Genomic DNA, 17,758 nt, shown 5'->3' with positions numbered 1-17,758 from the left:
TAACATGCGTAATCAATTTAGAAGCTTTTTATTTTTAAGCCTTATATTGGTTTGTGTCGCTTCGTTGTCACTAGTAATTAATATACTAGCTTTGACACCAGAAGAAGACACGGTCGCCCTCAAATCTAATAGCTACGAAGAATCTCAGGTATCATTAACTCATAAATCTAATTCATGGGTAGAGGACAAGCTAGAAGAAGAACAAACAGGGGAAAAAGATGAATCTGTTACAGAAGATGAGGCGATTCAAGCCGTTCAGCAAAATCAAGAGGCAGAGGAAGCTGAACATGAGGAGGTCGAGTTGGCATCAATGTCAGCTGAAGTTGCGTTTAAACAATACCCTGTGAGGACAGTGGTGGCAACTGGATATACAGCTGGTTATGAGTCTACTGGAAAGACAGCGGATCACCCGTTATACGGCGTTACATTTTCAGGATTGACGGTACAACGGGATGTTGTTTCAACGATTGCTGCTGATCCGAATATTTTTCCGCTAGGAACAGTCATGTATGTGCCAGACTATGGTTATGGTATTGTGATGGATACAGGTGGCGCTATTAAAGGAAATAAAATAGATTTATATTATGAGACAGTGGATGAAGTGTATTCTGAATGGGGTAAAAAATCGACTGAAGTTTACGTCATTCAAATGGGTGATGGGTCGGTATCCGAAGAGGATTTAGAATACTGGAAAAATGAAATAGAATCAGAGGCACTTCCTGTGTTTAATGAATAAGTAAAAGGCTGAGGACATTGCGTCCTCAGCCTTATTTTCTTAAAAAATAGTGCTATAAACCAATATAGATAGCAAAATCCCCGTTACTGCCCCGAAAAAGACTTCAATCGGTTGATGGCCTAACAATTCTTTTAATTCACGTTGTTTTTCTTGTTCCTGTTTATCTTGCCACTGTTTCGCTTCATCGACAAAACGCTGAAAATCTTTGACTAACTGGTTTAAAATTGTCGCATGTTCTCCGGCGTGACGACGAATTCCGGTCGCATCATACATCACAATAATACTTAGAACACAGGCAATCGCAAAGTAAGGAGAATCAAGCCCGTGTTCAATTCCAACAGATGTCGTTAAAGCCGCAACTGCCGCAGAGTGGCTGCTAGGCATGCCACCTGTTGAGAAAGCTAATGAAACGTCAATTTTTTTTGAGGCAACAAAATTGATAGGAATCTTAATGACTTGTGCAAAAATTACAGCGAATAATGCCACGATCAATGGGTGGTTATTTAGAAGTTCCATTAGACGTCCACCTTTTCTGAATTTCTTTTATTTATATATACATCATACCCTATATGACATTCGAAAAAAACTACCTGCTAGTCCTTTTTGGTTTAACAAATTTTCTGATAAAATAAAGCTATTACTAATGGAGGTGTCATGATGGTTAACATTTCAACAGAAAACATACTAGAGGTCCAAAGTGAAGCATTACTAGTAGGGTTGTATGAGGAAAATAAAGACGAACAGCCGATTTATCAACAGTTGAACGAAGCATTTAATGAACAATTAGATGATCTTGTAAAGAATTTGGACGTTCAAAATAATTACGGTTCAATTTCCAAAGTGCATAGCTTAGGCAATATTGGAGCGAAACGTGTTTATTTTGTCGGCTTAGGCAAGAAAGATGAGCTTGATGTTCATCAGTTTAGAAATGTCATGGGGAAAGCCTTTAAAAAAATTAATACGGATCAAGTGAAAGAAGTAACAGTTGCTTTAGAAAGCTTAACCGAAGACTTAACGTTCACCGAAGCAATGGGTGAAGCGTTTGCGATGTCGATTTATCAATTAGAGACTTATCACACGTCACGTGAGCATTCGACTTACTTAACAAACCTTCAAATTCTATCATCAACAGATGGGGTAGAAGAGGCATTTCAAACGGGTTATGCATTAGGTCAAGGTGCTAATACAACGCGTCATTTAGTGAACTTACCAGGCAACCTTCTAACAGCGTCCGATTTAGCAACCTATGCTGAGCGAATTGCGGAGAAGCACGGTATGGAGATTGAAGTTTTTAATAAAGAACAAATTGAAGAGCTTGGAATGGGAGCTTTATTAGCGGTTAACCAAGGATCCCAAGAACCACCACGTTTTATTGTGATGAAATACCAAGGAAAAAGTGAATGGACAAACCCAGTCGCGTTAGTCGGTAAAGGCATTACGTTTGATACTGGCGGGTATTCACTGAAAGGTAAAGAAGGCATTATCGGCATGAAAATGGACATGGGCGGTGCCGCCTCCGTTTTAGGCGCCATGGACGCAATTGGTGAGGTTAAGCCAGAGGAAAATGTTATGTGTCTTATCCCGAGTACGGATAATATGATCAGTGGCTCAGCTTTCAAGCCAGATGATGTCATTGTATCCATGAGTGGCAAAACCATTGAAGTGCGAAACACAGATGCCGAAGGACGCCTGGCATTAGCTGATGCCGTTACGTACGCAAGACAAAATGGCGCTTCTAAAATTATTGACGTTGCCACATTAACAGGCGGTGTCGTCGTGGCCTTAGGCGATGAAATGACAGGTGCCATGACAAATGACGGCGAATGGTTCGACCACATCTACGAAGCTTCAGAAGAAGAAGGAGAACTCGTTTGGGAGCTACCTTATCATGATGTATTTAAGAAAAAAGTCCGCAATAGCCACATCGCAGATCTAAATAACTCACCTGGCCGAAAAGGACACGCCGTATTGGCAGGCTGCTTTATCGGTGAATTTGTCGAAGATACACCTTGGGTTCACTTAGACATCGCCGGAACAGCCATGACAGAATCAGCACACGACCTCGGCCCTAAAGGCCCAACAGGAGTTATGGCTAGAACGTTAGCTAGAGCTGTTATGAATCATATGTCTTAAATTATGAACAAGAGTAGTTCAGTCTAGGAGTTTAATATTTGGCTGGACTACTTTTTATATTATGAAGGGATTATTTGGAATTTTGTGTACTTCTTAGTGAATGTCTGATATATTTATTTTGTTAGGAAATAAATTGGAAAGAAGGTGATATTGTGGTACATCAAAAATTTAATGAAAGAACAAAAGAGCTGCGTTACCCAATATCGATCCTTCTGTTATATACTGATCAATAAAACTATGGGCTATCGTAGATATACGATAGTCTTTTTTATGTTTTGGGTAATATGCTTAAATCCTAATGTCTTTGTTCTTTCAATTAATTAGGAGGAACATTAACTTATGATTTATAAGGCAGATAATAAACTTAGAAAAAAGTTATTACCAATGTTTGAAGAGTTTGATAGTACTGTAGTTTTATCATGTTTACAGGGGCATATGGGGACTGCTTGGGTTGATGACCTTAATAAACCAACAGTTGCTCAATTAATAGTTGGTATCTTTGTGTTTTATGCAGGGAACTCGAAAGCAAAGGAATCTGATGAATTGCTTTATAACCTACCTGATTTTACTCTTGCAATTGCCAACACTGAAGAATGGAAAGAAAAAATTGAATCAGTTCACAAAGGCTATTTTGAAAAATTTCAGAGGTTTGAATTCCATAAAAATTCTAGTCATCTAAATAAAGCAGATTTAAACGAGTATTTAAAGCAAATTCCAGAAGGATATAAATTAGTTCAAATTGATTCACAAATTGCAAAAGACCCCACATTGCATGGACTTTCTGAGGATTTTATAAGTCAATTTAATTCTGTTAATGACTTTGTGAAAAGGGGTATTGGCTTTGCCATTCTTAAAGAAGGCGAGATAGTTTGTGGAGCAACATCATATAGTATATTCGATGATGGTATTGAGATTGAGATCGCTACACACCCTAATCATAGGAGGAAAGGGTTGGCTACCATTGCTGCATCAGCATTAATTAAAGAATGCCTTAATCGAGATCTATACCCAAGCTGGGACGGAGCAAATTTTGAATCTGCTAGGTTGGCAGAAAAACTAGGTTATCAATTAAAAACAACATACGATACCTATTTTATAGAGTAATATAATTAGTATAAAACAAGGGATAATCCTATTTTGGATTATCCCTTGTTTTCTCAATCCTACCTTGCAGCCAGTGAAGGAATAGCTTTTGTTAATCTTGTAATAAATTGTGGCAGTACGGCAGCTAATGCAATTGTTATAATAAAGTCTTTAATGAAATATGGAACCATTATCATGATGACTACATTCATGGGCGTACTTGCTTCAGCTACATAGTTCATAGATAAGTACATAATAGGTGTACCGATTAGGTAGTTAGTTAACAACCCGACGATTGTGGCTGTCATATAAGTGCTGATGCTTTGACGGTTCATTTTTTCAACGACTAAACCACTTAGATAGGCAACAAAAATAAATGAAATTAAGAATCCGCCAGTCGGTGAGATGAGTTGAGCGGCGCCAGCTGTCATTTCAGCGAATACCGGAACGCCTGCAATCCCAACGGCTAAATAAACAATCATCGAAAACGCGCCTAATCGTTTACCTAAGATCAGTCCTGCTAAAATAGCGAATAAAGTCTGAAGCGTAATTGGAACTTCGCCACCGGCATATGTAATTCGGAATGCTGGGAACCAGTAAGCGATGTTCGCTCCAATCATCATTAGTACAACAAATACAGAACCAAGTGTTAAATCAATGGTTTTAAATCTAGAATTCATGATTTGTCTCTCCCTTCTGAAAATTATAGTAAACAATCGAGTTGTTATTGTCAACAATAATTTTTAAAAGGTAAACAATGCAAATTTACAAAAAACGTCCTTGCACCTTTGACTGGTACAAGGACGTTTAATAGCATTTTATTTAACACTTGCTTCAAGAGCTACTTCAATCATGTCATTGAACGTTGTTTGACGTTCCTCAGATGTTGTTTCCTCACCTGTTAAGATGTGGTCACTCACCGTTAGAACAGATAGAGCCTGACGGTCGTATTTAGCTGCGATCGTATATAATGCTGTCGTTTCCATTTCAACCGCTAATACGTTATATTCAGCTAATTTTTGGAACAGTTCCATCGCATTTTCGCGGTAGAAACTGTCGCTTGTAAAGACGTTTCCGACGCGTAGGTTTAATCCTTGCTCTTCACCTACATCGTAAGCTTTTTTAAGTAAACCAAAGTCAGCCGTTGGTGCGTAGTCAATGTTACCAAACACCATACGGTTCATTTGAGAATCCGTTGTTGACGTTTGAGCCAAAATCACATCACGTACTTGAACGTCTTTTTGTAAAGCACCGCAAGAACCGACGCGGATTAAGTTTTGTACGTCATACTCTTGAATCAGTTCATTCGCGTAAATCGCGATACTAGGGGCACCCATTCCCGTGCCTTGTACGGAAATACGTTTTCCTTTGTATGTACCCGTAAACCCGTACATACCGCGTACTTCGTTATAACATGTTACATCTTCTAAAAATGTTTCAGCAATGTATTTAGCACGAAGCGGGTCTCCTGGTAGTAGGACCGTATCTGCGATGTCGCCTTTGTTCGCTCCAATATGTGTACTCATAACTTTTCCTCCTTCATCATCATTACGCTTTTAAAGTATCATAATTAAAGTAGCTTCACAATTTATAAGCTATTAGTCATTAAATTCAATCATTTCAGTTAAAAAAGCTGAGCCCATTGTGAGCTCAGCTTTGACTTATACGACTTCATTTAATACTTTTGTTTCTTCTTGGTCGAGCAGGTTTTTATTAATTTTGTCTTGAATTTGTTTGTTCATGTGACTTTCAAGATCATTCACCTCGTCAGATTCGCCGACTAAATAGATCTGATCCCAGTCTCGATTTTTCGCGACCTTATCTAGTTTTGGTGCAATACTTTTATACCAACGAGCACGGTTTTCGCTGAAACGCTCAGCTAATTCATCTTTCTGAGATGATTTAGCTCCGCCAGAACCAAGGTTCGCATCAGCTTTATGCGGCCCTTGATGTTGTCTCCAGTCTTCAGTATCTAAATCAAGCTCGTACACGCCTGTCTCTTTTACACTACCAAGTTCAGCATCGATAAATTTCACTTGGTTTTTCTGAGTTAAAATAATACCTGTTTTCGGGAATGATTCATGAAGCTCTTTAAGCTGTTCAAGTCGAGGTTCATCTTCCCAGTAAAATTCAGTTTTAACAGGCATTTGTAAAATTTCTGCTAACCAGACGTCTTCATCAGCCGTTGCAAAGATGATGACACTTTTCTTTAAATTCTGTACGTTTTCTTCCATAAAGTTTTGAACTTTTTCTTTAACGGCCCAAAAATTTCGCTTCTCATCAGAATCGCCATCTTCTTTCATATACGTCTCAAAGTTATTAAGACCATTTTTAAGATGAAGGCGCCACTCACCGCCTTGATTGGCTGGGTCAGCTGGGTCGGTATTTAAATACATCGTAAACACACGATTTGGTTTTTCAGTATAATAGTTTTCAAGTTTGTTAATCCATTTCTTTAAATCCATCTAGAATCCACTCCTTTATCAGGATTTGTTAATGGCATTCCCAGGTTCGTTTTTAATTAAACGTAGGTGCAGAAGTCTTGATAGAATTAAGAAAAAAGATAAACAAATTAGTAATTTAAAATATTAAATTTTATAAGCATAAAATAGTGGGGAAATAAGTTAATTTTATAATATAATGTATTTATATTTGTAACTATTAGAGTAATAATTCTTTATAATCACCCGCTTTATCTTTAAAAACATTACTCGAACATTCTATTAATAATTCAACTTAATTAAGCATCCTTGGATGGATGCTTAATTAAGTTGAAGGTATTTTATGTTATTGGATTCAGGTAGTCGAATATACTTGCTGTGAGCTAAAAATTCGTATTCTTTCCTGACTTTATTTGCTGAATAGTTAATAGTATATAAAATCGAGGGGTAGCTACTATAAAGTTCATTAATTTCAGATACATAATCATATGTGATAATCCAATATGGATGTTCTATTTGCGAAATTTTATTACATAAAGATAAATGGTCTTCATGTTTATAAAAATTTGAATATAAATTTTTCCCTTGTTTGTAATAAGGAGGATCAAAAAATATAAATGTGTTCTCAAAATTTAATTGATTAATTTTATTATCAATAAAAAATTCAGCGTCTTGATTAGATAATTTAATTTTCTCTTCAAATGATGAGATTTTTTTAACTTTTTGAATTAATCCTATTTTATTAAATCGTGAATCAATATTATTAATCTTATTTTGTTCTTGACCACCAATTGGTCCACCAGTTATTATACCTGAGACATTGGTTCTATTTAAGAAAAAGGTGGCGAAACCAACTTCTAGTATGTTGAATTTTTTATAATTATTATAAATATACTTTTGCTTTTCCCAAGAATCTAAGGATATTTCAGTGTTTTGTATCAGATTAATGAAATCATTTGTATAGTTAATAATAGAATACCAGACAGAGTATATTTTAAAATCAAAATCATTAATATGTATTTCAGAAACAATATTGTTATATAGCAAGTGAAGAGCGAGACCTGCTCCACCAGCATAAGGTTCTACGTATTTAATATTGTTATCTAAGTTATTATAATCTAATAAGTCTTTAATAAAATTTTTCATTTGTGTCTTTCCGCCTGGATATCTTAAAGGAGAATCTGTAACAGGAATTTAAAACACCCCCTTTTAATTATAAAAGTAAATTTTGATTATGGCCATAAATTAATCATAATTATTTATTGATTTATGCATAAGGAAATCTAAAGCTATTTTAAAATTGAGTTCAAAATTAACTATTTCATCCTGATTATCATTCATCCAATAACTAATAATATCTGTCTTTGAGAATACATCTTCGTATTTTAAAAACCATTCTTTAAAATATTCTCTAACCTTTTTATCATTTTGCCTTTCGATATTATCATCTATCTCTTTTATCATACGGTCCCTTACTAATTGTGCATGAAGGTGTTGTTGGTTATTTTTCCAATAAGGGTGATCAGTGTTCTGTAATAATTCATTAAGGTATTTATATATTAGTATTTCTGGAGAATCATTTGTTGGTAAAGGACAAATATTTTTATGTCTATCTATATACATATTATATCTCTCTTTTGTTTTAACATCACCATCTGGAATAATTAAAACATCTTGAAAGTAGGAGTCCTTTTCCGGTAATTTTAATAACGTATCACAGTTTATTTGTGCCTCTATTAAATCTAAATTCACATCATTGAGTCGGTCAATATCTAAATGCTTTAGTATAGATTGATAAATAAAGAGAGCTTCATAATCTTCAAAGTATACCTTAAAGTCCATAGTATTGTCTTGATATCTATTGAATTGAAGAAACATATCATTTTTTATCTTTAAATAAGTAGGGTTGTCCATTATTTCTGGTTTGATAGTATCTTGGAGGTATATAACGTTATAATAAAGGTTATCATCAGCTGGGTTTTGTAATGTTTGAATTTTTTTAGACATAATTTCTTTTATTATTGTTAAAGAGTGGGAAGTAACTACTATTTGTAAACTTAGTTCTTTCGAGGCTTTATCAAGTATGCTCAATAACCTTTCTTGAGCAGCAGGGTGTAGGCATGCATCTACCTCATCGATTACAAGAATTCCGCCCTTATAATCCTCATCTAATTCTCTTTTCAGCTTTTTAAAGGAAATTATAGCAGTTATTATAGTACTTAAGCTATCTTGACCAAGTGAAACTGCTTGATAAGGATAGTCTTTATATTCTGGCCCCATTGACCTTTTAGTTGAGTATCTTAAATTTTGCTTAGAGATTCTTTCATTATCCATATCCTCGTTACCGATGATAGTTCTATAGCTGTTATTTAAAAATTCAATATCATCAGGGTGAGCGTTTGAACTGGTAGAAAGAGAATATAATTCATTATCAGATTCTCCAATTGGTATAACCCTACTCATACCAATATAAATAGTAGGCATAGGAACTTTTGCATTTGCACCAACATCTAATACCGATTCATTTTTTAGCACACCTTGTTCATTTGAGTTTCTTGGAACTATTTTTAATCTATCACCATGTTTTGAGATGGTGCATTTTTTATACAATGTTTCTTCACTATAGTCATACTCTAATATTACTGAATATTTTTTATCTGGATTATTGCTATAATCACTATCATGATCAAGGTGGAATAATTCTTGAAATTGACTCTGATAAATCTTATCAAAGTAACTTCTATGTCCTTTAAGTTCGGATCCGTTGGCAATTAGTCCAAGCAAAGTGGATTTACCTATACCATTATGTCCAGCAATTACAGTTATTCTATCAGCAATTTCAATATCTATTTCCTTTAATTTTCTAAACTTCTCTATATGTATATTGCTTATTTTGTTTCTATCATTAGGCATTTCATTCTCCCCCTTAGAAAATACGTCAAAATTCGCCATTAGCTGCGAAAAAAGACACACTTACTCAGTGCGCCTCGATAGTATTGTTGATTATTTACAGCTACCTTTTATCTTTTGTCTCTTCTTAGCTTACTCAACTGTAAAGTTGATGTAATTTTCCAGTTGTTTAAATTCCTCCAATCCCAACTGTTTCCCTTTCTCTATATTAAAGAATACAGAACTTTCAATTATTTTTCAAGTAAACGGGTATGTTCGACCATAGGGTCAAAGTTTGTCTCTTTTTTAACGGTTCTACCGATAATGAAGTTTGTAGATACATTAAAATAGTTTGCAAATTTTTGTTATGTTCGTATTCAGGTTCTCTTCCTTCTTTTTTTTCATAGAAAAAGAGCTGCACGTGATCTAATTGATAACAAATTCCTCTTATATTAATTTTTATTTAAGAGAATGTACAATAGGAAATGGGTGCTAAATTAAAAAAGTCAAGCTGAGATGAAAGATATGGGGAGAGAAATATTATATAAATAGTGGATGAATTATTGGATTGAATTTAATTGAGTACAACGTATCATTAAAGATTGCAAATGGCTGGGGAAAATTGTTAAATAAGCACTATCCAGAACCGATATAATAGTTGGGAGGGATAAGAGTGAGAAAAGATTATTATGACAACAAGAATATTTATTATTATCTAGAATCTGAATATAAAAAAATAAAGACTTGGAGTGATACAGGCTACGAAAATGTTAAAAGGAGTTTGAAGTCTAGTTTTAGTTATTATGATTTAAAAATAATACACAGGAAATTGAATATATATTATCAAAACAGATTCTCATTCTCTGATCTAAGCATATTAAACACAATATTAAGTATTGGTCTCAGTGGGTTAATTACATCAATTATAGCATTTCTAACAATTAGATATGGCTATTTTTATAACACTGCAAATCCAGAGGATGCTAATTATATAACTAATAGTTTAACAGATATTATTTCAAGCGTAATGGCTAATATAATTATTGCAACTGTAATAGGCATAGGAATTAGTGCATTTATTTTATACAAATTACATAGAAAGAAAAATCGTATTAATTTCTATAAAATGATTTTAGATGATTGCTTGTAGAAATTTTACTATTAGGCACACATTGGGGCTTTTATTATTAAATATTGTTAGCTGGGAGTAGATGTTATGAGTTTATATAGCTTTTCTAAAGATGTAGCTAAAGTGGCAAAAGAAGCTGGAAATATTAATTTATATTCTCAGATACTTGAGATTCAAGAGAAAGCATTGGAGTTACAGAATGAAAATGCTGAGCTCAAAAAACAGATAGAAGAATTGAAGGATAATAGTGATATTGCCAAACAACTGATAACTCAAGACAATGTATATTACCTTGAAAATGTTGAAGGTAATGATGGTCCTTTTTGTACAGGTTGTTGGGATAATAGCAGCAAATTAATTAGATTGCATGTAAACGAACGCGATAATGCGAGATCACTAACGAATTGTACTAAATGTGAAAAAAGCGTATGGTCAGATCTTTATTAAATCACCAATTAAGGTGGCTTTTATTTTCAAGTCATAAACATGATTTATAAAAAGGTATAAAGTTAAGAGCAGAATTGAAATAAATAAAGATGAATCAAATTCCATTATTTTCCGTTTATAACCGCGTCATGTTTTACTTCTAGTATATGCGTTAATTCTTTTGGCGCACGATCTATGTTTTCTAATGCTAATTCTTTTATTTAGCACAAACGTCCAATTTTTAAAACTTCATAACTACAAATTATTTACTTAATGTAAATTGATATTAATTTACATTTATAGCGTTTAAAATATTCTTGATGTATAATATTCAACAGTTAGTCAACAGTCTAATAAAATTAACTGACTAGGGTTTAGTCGCATTTAGATTAATGCAGTCTGAATGCTGGTTCTTCGGGGCAGGGTGAAATTCCCGACCGGCGGTAAGGGTTATACCAAGTCCGCGACCCGCAAGCGTGCGGTGGATCTAGTGAGAATCTAGAGCCGACAGTTACAGTCTGGATGGGAGAAGGATCAGATCGTTAACCGAATTGATTATAAGGGGGTTAACGATTGAGAGACAAAGAATTTTTTATGCATCATGCCTTAGAGTTAGCGCGTTTGACGATTGGCCAGACGCGACCGAATCCTTCTGTTGGAGCGGTTGTCGTCAAAGACGGTCGAGTCGTTGGAACGGGCACGCACATGACAGCAGGAGAGCCTCATGCGGAAGTATTAGCACTTCAACAAGCAGGCGATAAGGCTCGCGGTGCTGAAATTTATGTGACGTTAGAGCCGTGTGCGCATTACGGTTCAACACCGCCTTGTGCAAAGGCGATTATTGACCATGGTCTTGAAAAGGTTTATGTCGCAACACTTGATCCGAATCCGAAAGTTGCTGGAGGCGGAGTTGAGTGGATTCGGCGTGAAGGCATTGATGTAGAAGTTGGAATATTAGAAGAAGAAGCAAAAGCTATAAATCATAAGTTTTTTCACTTTATGAAAACGCGTAAGCCATATGTCACGCTAAAGACAGCTGTTTCCTTAGATGGGAAAATGACAGCTAATAGTGGTGACAGTAAATGGATTACGAGTGAAGCATCACGTCACGATGTTCATTTGAATCGGCATCAACACGATGCGATCTTAGTTGGTCGTGAGACGGTTTTACGAGATGATCCGCTTTTAACCACCCGTTTGCCCCACGGAGGTATAAACCCTACACGTATCGTCCTCGATACACATTTATCGATTCCTTTACACGCAAAGTTATTACAAGATGACAGTTCTAAAACGATAGTAGTTTGTGGAAAAAACGCCAATACTACTAAAGAAAACGACATTAACGCGATTTCTCATGCAGAAGTGTGGCGTTTAGAGTCGGAACATACTGATTTAGAAGCCTTACTTAATCGAATGGCAGATGAAAAATTAATGAGCCTCTATGTCGAAGGCGGTTCGACGATTCATTCGGCTTTTATTCAAGAGCAATGGTTTAGTGAAATCCATCTGTATATGGCGCCAAAACTAATTGGCGGAGCTATGAGTAAAGGATTTTATAATCAGTTTGGGTTTGACGAGGTTAAAGACTCAATCCAAATTGAATTCGATCAAGTTCAGCACATCGGGGATGATTTGAAAATAATCGCAAAACCTCGAGTAGAGGAGAGTTAAGATGTTTACAGGAATTATTGAAGAACTAGGTACGATCAAGCAAATGAAGCAAGGGCAGGAATCGTTAGAATTAACGATTGATGTTAAAAAAATGACGGAGGATGTCGCACTTGGCGATAGTATTTCTGTTAACGGTGTTTGTTTAACGGTCACAGACTTTACGGAAACTACGTTTAACACCGATATTATGCCAGAGACGTTTCACCAGACAGCGCTTAAAGGCTTAAAAGAACGCTCAAAAGTAAATCTAGAACGTGCAATGCCTGCGAATGGTCGTTTTGGCGGTCATTTTGTATCGGGTCACGTTGATGGAGTAGGCAAAATTGCTAAACGTGATCGCAGAGACAATGCAGAATATTTTCATATTGATGTTCCAGAAGATTTATCTAAATACATGATGATGAAAGGTTCCGTTAGCATTGATGGAACGTCACTTACGATTTTTGGAATCGAGAATCATCAATTAACGATTTCGCTAATTCCACACACACAGGATGCGACTACTTTAACGAGTAAGCATGAAGGTGATTTAGTTAATATAGAGTGTGATATGTTGATGAAATACGTTTATCAATTGATGAAACCAGAGCAAGACGGTGAAGAAGGTTTAACGATGGAAAAACTTAGACAGTCCGGTTTTATGGGATTATAGAAAAAGGGAAGAGGATTGTTTGATATACAGGAGGGGCTTACATGTTTGATTCAATTCAAGAAGCAATTGACGATTTAAAACAGGGGAAAGTCGTTATTGTCGTGGACGATGAAAACCGCGAAAACGAAGGGGACTTCGTGGCTTTAGCTGAGCATGCGACACCTGATGTGGTCAATTTCATGGTTAGCGAGGGGCGTGGTTTGTTGTGCACGCCAATTACACAAGAGAAGGCTGATCAACTGCAGCTGAATTTAATGGCAGATGTGAATACGGATAGTCACGGAACAGCTTTTACCGTAAGTGTCGACCATGTGGAGACGACAACGGGGATCAGTGCGGATGAACGTGCTAAATCGATTATGCGTCTAGCTGAGGAAGATGTCGTGCCTACTGAGTTTAAACGACCAGGACACATTTTTCCGTTAATTGCTAAAGAGGGCGGCGTCCTTCGCCGAGCGGGCCATACGGAAGCGGCGGTTGATTTGGCTAGACTTGCAGGCGGTAAACCAGCTGGTGCGATTTGTGAGATTATGAATGAAGACGGCACGATGGCTAGAGTGCCAGAGCTTCGCAAAATAGCGGATCAGCACGGGCTTAAGCTTGTGACGATTGAAGAATTAATTAAATATCGCCGTATGCACGAAAAACTCGTGACGCGTGAAGTTGAAGTTAATTTACCAACTGAGTATGGCGATTTTAGGACGATCGCTTATACGAATCAAATCGACGGTCGTGAGCATGTGGCGTTAGTCAAAGGCGATGTTACACCGAATGAACCGACGTTAGTACGTGTCCATAGTGAATGTTTAACGGGTGATGTGTTTGGGTCACACCGTTGTGACTGTGGCCCACAGTTAGAATCTGCTTTAAGACAAATTGAAGAAGCAGGCAAAGGCGTTTTACTATACATGCGCCAAGAAGGCCGCGGTATTGGACTTTTAAATAAACTGAGAGCTTATAAGCTACAAGAAGAAGGTTATGATACGGTTGAAGCGAACGAAAAATTAGGCTATCCAGCTGACCTTCGTGATTACGGCATAGGCGCACAAATTTTAGAAGACTTAGGGGTTCGACAAATGCGATTGTTAACGAATAACCCGCGTAAGATCAAAGGGCTTCACGGCTATGATTTAGAGTTAGTTGAACGTGTGCCGTTAAAAATGAAGCCGAATAAAGATAACGAAAAGTATCTAGATACGAAACGTGATAAACTAGGACACTTATTTTAATGGAGGGGACAAAAATGAGAACATATGAAGGAAATCTAGTAGGTTCAGGATTAAAAGTAGGCGTTGTCGCTGGAAGGTTCAACGCATTTATTACAGAGAAATTAGTAGAAGGAGCACTTGACAGCTTTAAACGCCACGGCGTGGATGAAGATCAAGTCGATTTAGCGTGGGTACCTGGAGCTTATGAAATCCCACTTGCTGCTAAAAAAATGGCGATGACAGGCGAATATGACGCCATTGTGACGTTAGGTTGCGTGATCCGTGGTGCAACCCCACACTTTGACTATGTATGTAATGAAGCGGCAAAAGGCGTATCCTCTGTCGGTTTAGAAACAGGTGTACCAGTCATGTTTGGCGTTATTACGACGAATACGATTGAGCAAGCCATCGAACGCGCAGGCACAAAAGCTGGTAACAAAGGCTATGAATCTGCTGTTGGCGCAATCGAAATGGCCAACTTAATGAAAGATATGGACCAATAAATCGTCATAAAGCTGAAACATTCTATTAACATTTGACGACAGCTCATCTGTTATAATAGGACTAATTCAATTGAAACAGGTGATTAGCTATGATGGAATTTTTATATTTTCCAGAGAATAAAGTTGAATATATTCCTGCCTTAATCACACTGGTATTATTCATCGCCTTCGCCGTCATTGTTATGAAGGCAATTATGAGAAAAGCCCAGCGTGAAAGAGAGCAGTTTGAATCTAAATATCCAGAAGCTAAACGCGAGACGAAAGAACCTAGGTGACCGGTGTCATCTAGGTTTTTTGTGTGAGTTTATTAGAAATTTTTATCGCATATTAGAAAATCTTTTATTCAATTTATACGTTTAAGTCTTCGCATTTATTGCCAAACTGAAAAGTGAGGTGATACATATGCGGATTTTAGGACTAATTGTATTTTGCCTATTTCTAACAGCTTGTCAGGCGAATGATGAGACCATTCATGAAGCAGATATTAAAAATCAAAACTTAGATATTATTGGTAAAGCTAAATTTCAATCGGATCCGGGTGGGGTGAAGTTAACCGTCAACTTGGAAGGACTTGAGCCGGGACTTCATGGGATTCATTTGCATGAATTTCCGAAATGTGAGCCACCTACTTTTGAGTCAGCCGGGAACCATTGGAGTAACCAAGGTGATAAAAAACACGGATTAATGCATCCGGATGGTCATCACATTGGCGATATGCCAAATCTTGAGGTCAGTGGTGATGGCACAGCAACCTTTGAGTATGTCATTAAGGAAGCATCCCTACAAGATGGTAAAAACTCCATTTTTAAGGACGAAGGAAAGGCATTAATCATTCACTCTGGACAGGATGATGGTGTTAGCCAACCGGCAGGAGACGCAGGTGAGAGAGCCGCTTGTGCAGAAATTAAAAAAGGCGAAGAACGTTCCGACGGTCAGAATCCTGGTGATCAAGTAGAGGAGCAAGAGGAAGAGAAGGAATAGTTAAAAGCACGTGGAATCACGTGCTTTTTTTGTTGATTAATATGGTATAATAAATTTAATTATTTTGAAAAATATAGAAATTTTGGGAGTGTAGGAGTGCAGCTATGGTTAATGTCGATGAGCTTGATCATGAGTTTTTTATGAAGGAAGCTATTAAAGAAGCGAAAGTGGCGGGAGAACGTGGGGACCTACCGGTGGGTGCTGTGATTGTTCATGAAGGTAAGATTATTTCTCGTGGCAACAACCAAATAAACACGAAGGAAAATAGAACATTGCATGCAGAGATGTCGGCGATTAATCAAGAAGCACCTTTTTTAAAGAAACATGCTAGAGAGTGTGTGCTCTATACAAGTTTAGAACCATGTATCATGTGTTTATCAACGATTGTGATGACTAATATACGTCACGTTGTTTACGCTGTCGACGATCACTATATGAACATGAAGCCTTTTATTAAGTCGAATGATTATATTAATAAGCGCGTACATAGTTATACAGGAGGAATTTTAGAAAACGAATCTTTCGAAGTTATCCAACATTACGATACAAGAATGGCTCAATTAGTAAGCACGGGCCAACCAGTATAAAAAAAGTTCAGTTCAGAGCCTCTTGTGCTCTATGAACTGAACTTTTTTATCTATTCAAAGGCTTTGATAATTCGATCTATGCCTTCTTCAATTGTTGACGGTGGTGAAGCGATATTAATGCGCATAAACTGCTCACCTTGCTCACCAAATGATTTTCCGTCATTTAGGCCGACTTTGGCTTCATCGTTCAATTTACGTTTAATCTCATCATGGTCCAATCCGGTTTTTGAAAAATCGAGCCAAACTAGGTAAGTACCTTCTGTTTGAACGGACGTGATTGGTGCGTTACTTTCCTCTAATTTTTGATCAATCAACTGTTTATTCTCTTCAAGTTGTTCGATTAAGGCATCTAGCCAGTCTGCACCGTGTTTATAGACGGCTTCAAGCGCTGTATAAGCAAATGTATTTAACATCGAAAAGCCTTGGCGCATCAGTTGTTGGTCAACTTTTTCTTTTAACTCCTTATTTGGTGAAATGACATATGACGCTTGAAGTCCCGCAATATTAAATGTTTTAGACGGTGCCATTAGCGTAAACGTTTTCTCAGCAATTTGCTCATTTAATGTCGCAACCGCCAAGTGTTTATGGCCGTTAAAAATAATATCTGCATGAATCTCATCTGAGAATAAGTAAACGTCATACTTCACACAAAGATCAGCTAGGGTCTGTAGTTCGCCCTTCGTCCAGACGCGTCCGACAGGGTTGTGTGGACTACATAAAATAAATGCTTTTGCACCGTTCTTAAACGTTTCCTCAAGATGGTCAAAATCCATTTTATAATGACCGTTTTCATTGATTAATGGATTCTCAACTAGCTCGCGATTATGAGCTTTAACGACAGAGAAAAACGGAGGGTACACGGGTGGTTGAATTACAATTTGATCGTTCTCCTCTGTAAAAATCTGAACGAGTGCGTGTAATGATGGAATAACCCCAGGACTGAAACTTAATAACTCACTGTCAACGTCATAATCATGGCGTTCTTTCAACCAATTAGTCACAGCGTTTAGAATTTCATCATCGTACATCGTATAACCGTAAATATTATGTTTAGCGCGTTCAATGAGCGCTTCTTGCAGTTCAGGTACAGATGAAAAATCCATATCTGCAACCCATAATGGAAGGACATCTGACCTACCAAAAAGTTTTTCTCTAAATACAAACTTAGCTGCACGCGTGTTTTCGCGATCAATAAACTGTTTAAAATCATATGTCATCTTGTTTCACCTCTCTAATATAGTTTATCTAAATGTGATTTATAATGCGAATAACTGAATTGAGGTTTTTATAGCAAAAAAAAAGCAAAGTGTCATCAG

Annotated in this window: 19 protein-coding genes and 1 riboswitch; of the genes, 12 read left to right on the top strand and 7 right to left on the bottom strand. The window is 36.7% G+C overall.

Going from position 1 to position 17,758, the window contains the following annotated elements:
• Positions 1–4 precede the first annotated feature (4 nt).
• The gene (locus EDC24_RS13400; protein ID WP_124223475.1) at positions 5–736 is read left to right on the top strand and encodes a 3D domain-containing protein; all 732 of its coding nucleotides are present in this window, start codon (positions 5–7) and stop codon (positions 734–736) included.
• Positions 737–775: 39 nt separating this feature from the next.
• Here EDC24_RS13400 and EDC24_RS13395 read toward each other — a convergent pair whose 3' ends face one another.
• A complete protein-coding gene (locus tag EDC24_RS13395) occupies positions 776–1,252 on the bottom strand; it encodes a divergent PAP2 family protein (protein WP_124223473.1) in 477 nt (158 codons plus the stop codon).
• Between the two features lie 141 nt (positions 1,253–1,393).
• Between EDC24_RS13395 and EDC24_RS13390 the strand changes: the two genes are divergently transcribed.
• Complete coding sequence (locus EDC24_RS13390) at positions 1,394–2,869, top strand: leucyl aminopeptidase (protein WP_245998178.1); 1,476 nt, start codon at positions 1,394–1,396, stop codon at positions 2,867–2,869.
• A 339-nt stretch (positions 2,870–3,208) separates the two neighbouring features.
• On the top strand, positions 3,209–3,973 hold the full coding sequence (locus tag EDC24_RS13385) for a GNAT family N-acetyltransferase (protein ID WP_124223469.1): 765 nt from the start codon (positions 3,209–3,211) through the stop codon (positions 3,971–3,973).
• A 59-nt stretch (positions 3,974–4,032) separates the two neighbouring features.
• On the opposite strand, the gene EDC24_RS13380 is transcribed toward EDC24_RS13385, so the two are convergent.
• The 5 genes from EDC24_RS13380 to EDC24_RS13360 form a co-directional block, all read right to left on the bottom strand.
• Positions 4,033–4,632 (bottom strand): biotin transporter BioY, encoded by a 600-nt coding sequence (locus EDC24_RS13380; protein ID WP_124223467.1) that lies wholly within the window; start codon positions 4,630–4,632, stop codon positions 4,033–4,035.
• 138 nt (positions 4,633–4,770) lie between these two features.
• Positions 4,771–5,478 (bottom strand): purine-nucleoside phosphorylase, encoded by a 708-nt coding sequence (gene deoD, locus EDC24_RS13375; protein ID WP_124223465.1) that lies wholly within the window; start codon positions 5,476–5,478, stop codon positions 4,771–4,773.
• 135 nt (positions 5,479–5,613) lie between these two features.
• Positions 5,614–6,417 (bottom strand): VLRF1 family aeRF1-type release factor, encoded by an 804-nt coding sequence (locus EDC24_RS13370; RefSeq protein WP_124223463.1) that lies wholly within the window; start codon positions 6,415–6,417, stop codon positions 5,614–5,616.
• 297 nt (positions 6,418–6,714) lie between these two features.
• Positions 6,715–7,587 (bottom strand): DNA adenine methylase, encoded by an 873-nt coding sequence (locus EDC24_RS13365; RefSeq protein ID WP_124223461.1) that lies wholly within the window; start codon positions 7,585–7,587, stop codon positions 6,715–6,717.
• Positions 7,588–7,638: 51 nt separating this feature from the next.
• Entirely contained in the window at positions 7,639–9,306 is a 1,668-nt protein-coding gene (locus EDC24_RS13360; protein ID WP_170158596.1) for an AAA family ATPase, read from the bottom strand.
• A gap of 649 nt (positions 9,307–9,955) precedes the next feature.
• On the opposite strand from EDC24_RS13360, the gene EDC24_RS13355 reads away from it, so the two are divergent.
• The 9 genes from EDC24_RS13355 to EDC24_RS13315 all read left to right on the top strand — a co-directional run bounded on the left by EDC24_RS13355 (position 9,956) and on the right by EDC24_RS13315 (position 16,442).
• The gene (locus EDC24_RS13355) at positions 9,956–10,432 is read left to right on the top strand and encodes a hypothetical protein (protein WP_124223458.1); all 477 of its coding nucleotides are present in this window, start codon (positions 9,956–9,958) and stop codon (positions 10,430–10,432) included.
• 66 nt (positions 10,433–10,498) lie between these two features.
• The gene (locus EDC24_RS13350; protein WP_124223456.1) at positions 10,499–10,858 is read left to right on the top strand and encodes a hypothetical protein; all 360 of its coding nucleotides are present in this window, start codon (positions 10,499–10,501) and stop codon (positions 10,856–10,858) included.
• Between the two features lie 385 nt (positions 10,859–11,243).
• A riboswitch (FMN riboswitch) is annotated at positions 11,244–11,375 on the top strand.
• A gap of 35 nt (positions 11,376–11,410) precedes the next feature.
• Positions 11,411–12,511, top strand: coding sequence for a bifunctional diaminohydroxyphosphoribosylaminopyrimidine deaminase/5-amino-6-(5-phosphoribosylamino)uracil reductase RibD (gene ribD / locus EDC24_RS13345; RefSeq protein ID WP_124223454.1), 1,101 nt, complete (start codon positions 11,411–11,413; stop codon positions 12,509–12,511).
• Position 12,512: 1 nt separating this feature from the next.
• A complete protein-coding gene (gene ribE / locus EDC24_RS13340) occupies positions 12,513–13,163 on the top strand; it encodes a riboflavin synthase (protein WP_124223452.1) in 651 nt (216 codons plus the stop codon).
• Positions 13,164–13,204: 41 nt separating this feature from the next.
• The gene (locus tag EDC24_RS13335; protein ID WP_124223451.1) at positions 13,205–14,392 is read left to right on the top strand and encodes a bifunctional 3,4-dihydroxy-2-butanone-4-phosphate synthase/GTP cyclohydrolase II; all 1,188 of its coding nucleotides are present in this window, start codon (positions 13,205–13,207) and stop codon (positions 14,390–14,392) included.
• Positions 14,393–14,406: 14 nt separating this feature from the next.
• Positions 14,407–14,874, top strand: coding sequence for a 6,7-dimethyl-8-ribityllumazine synthase (ribH, locus tag EDC24_RS13330; RefSeq protein WP_124223449.1), 468 nt, complete (start codon positions 14,407–14,409; stop codon positions 14,872–14,874).
• Positions 14,875–14,963: 89 nt separating this feature from the next.
• Positions 14,964–15,149, top strand: coding sequence for a hypothetical protein (locus EDC24_RS13325; protein WP_124223447.1), 186 nt, complete (start codon positions 14,964–14,966; stop codon positions 15,147–15,149).
• A gap of 127 nt (positions 15,150–15,276) precedes the next feature.
• Positions 15,277–15,855 (top strand): superoxide dismutase family protein, encoded by a 579-nt coding sequence (locus EDC24_RS13320; RefSeq protein WP_124223445.1) that lies wholly within the window; start codon positions 15,277–15,279, stop codon positions 15,853–15,855.
• 104 nt (positions 15,856–15,959) lie between these two features.
• The gene (locus tag EDC24_RS13315) at positions 15,960–16,442 is read left to right on the top strand and encodes a nucleoside deaminase (RefSeq protein ID WP_124223444.1); all 483 of its coding nucleotides are present in this window, start codon (positions 15,960–15,962) and stop codon (positions 16,440–16,442) included.
• A gap of 50 nt (positions 16,443–16,492) precedes the next feature.
• On the opposite strand, the gene EDC24_RS13310 is transcribed toward EDC24_RS13315, so the two are convergent.
• On the bottom strand, positions 16,493–17,659 hold the full coding sequence (locus tag EDC24_RS13310) for a MalY/PatB family protein (RefSeq protein WP_124223442.1): 1,167 nt from the start codon (positions 17,657–17,659) through the stop codon (positions 16,493–16,495).
• Positions 17,660–17,758 lie beyond the last annotated feature (99 nt).

The sequence above is a fragment of the Aquisalibacillus elongatus genome (assembly GCF_003843875.1).
Lineage (GTDB): Bacteria > Bacillota > Bacilli > Bacillales > Alkalibacillaceae > Aquisalibacillus > Aquisalibacillus elongatus.
The sequence above is the reverse complement of the archived record's forward strand: the minus strand, read 5'-3'. Positions and strand labels throughout refer to the sequence as shown.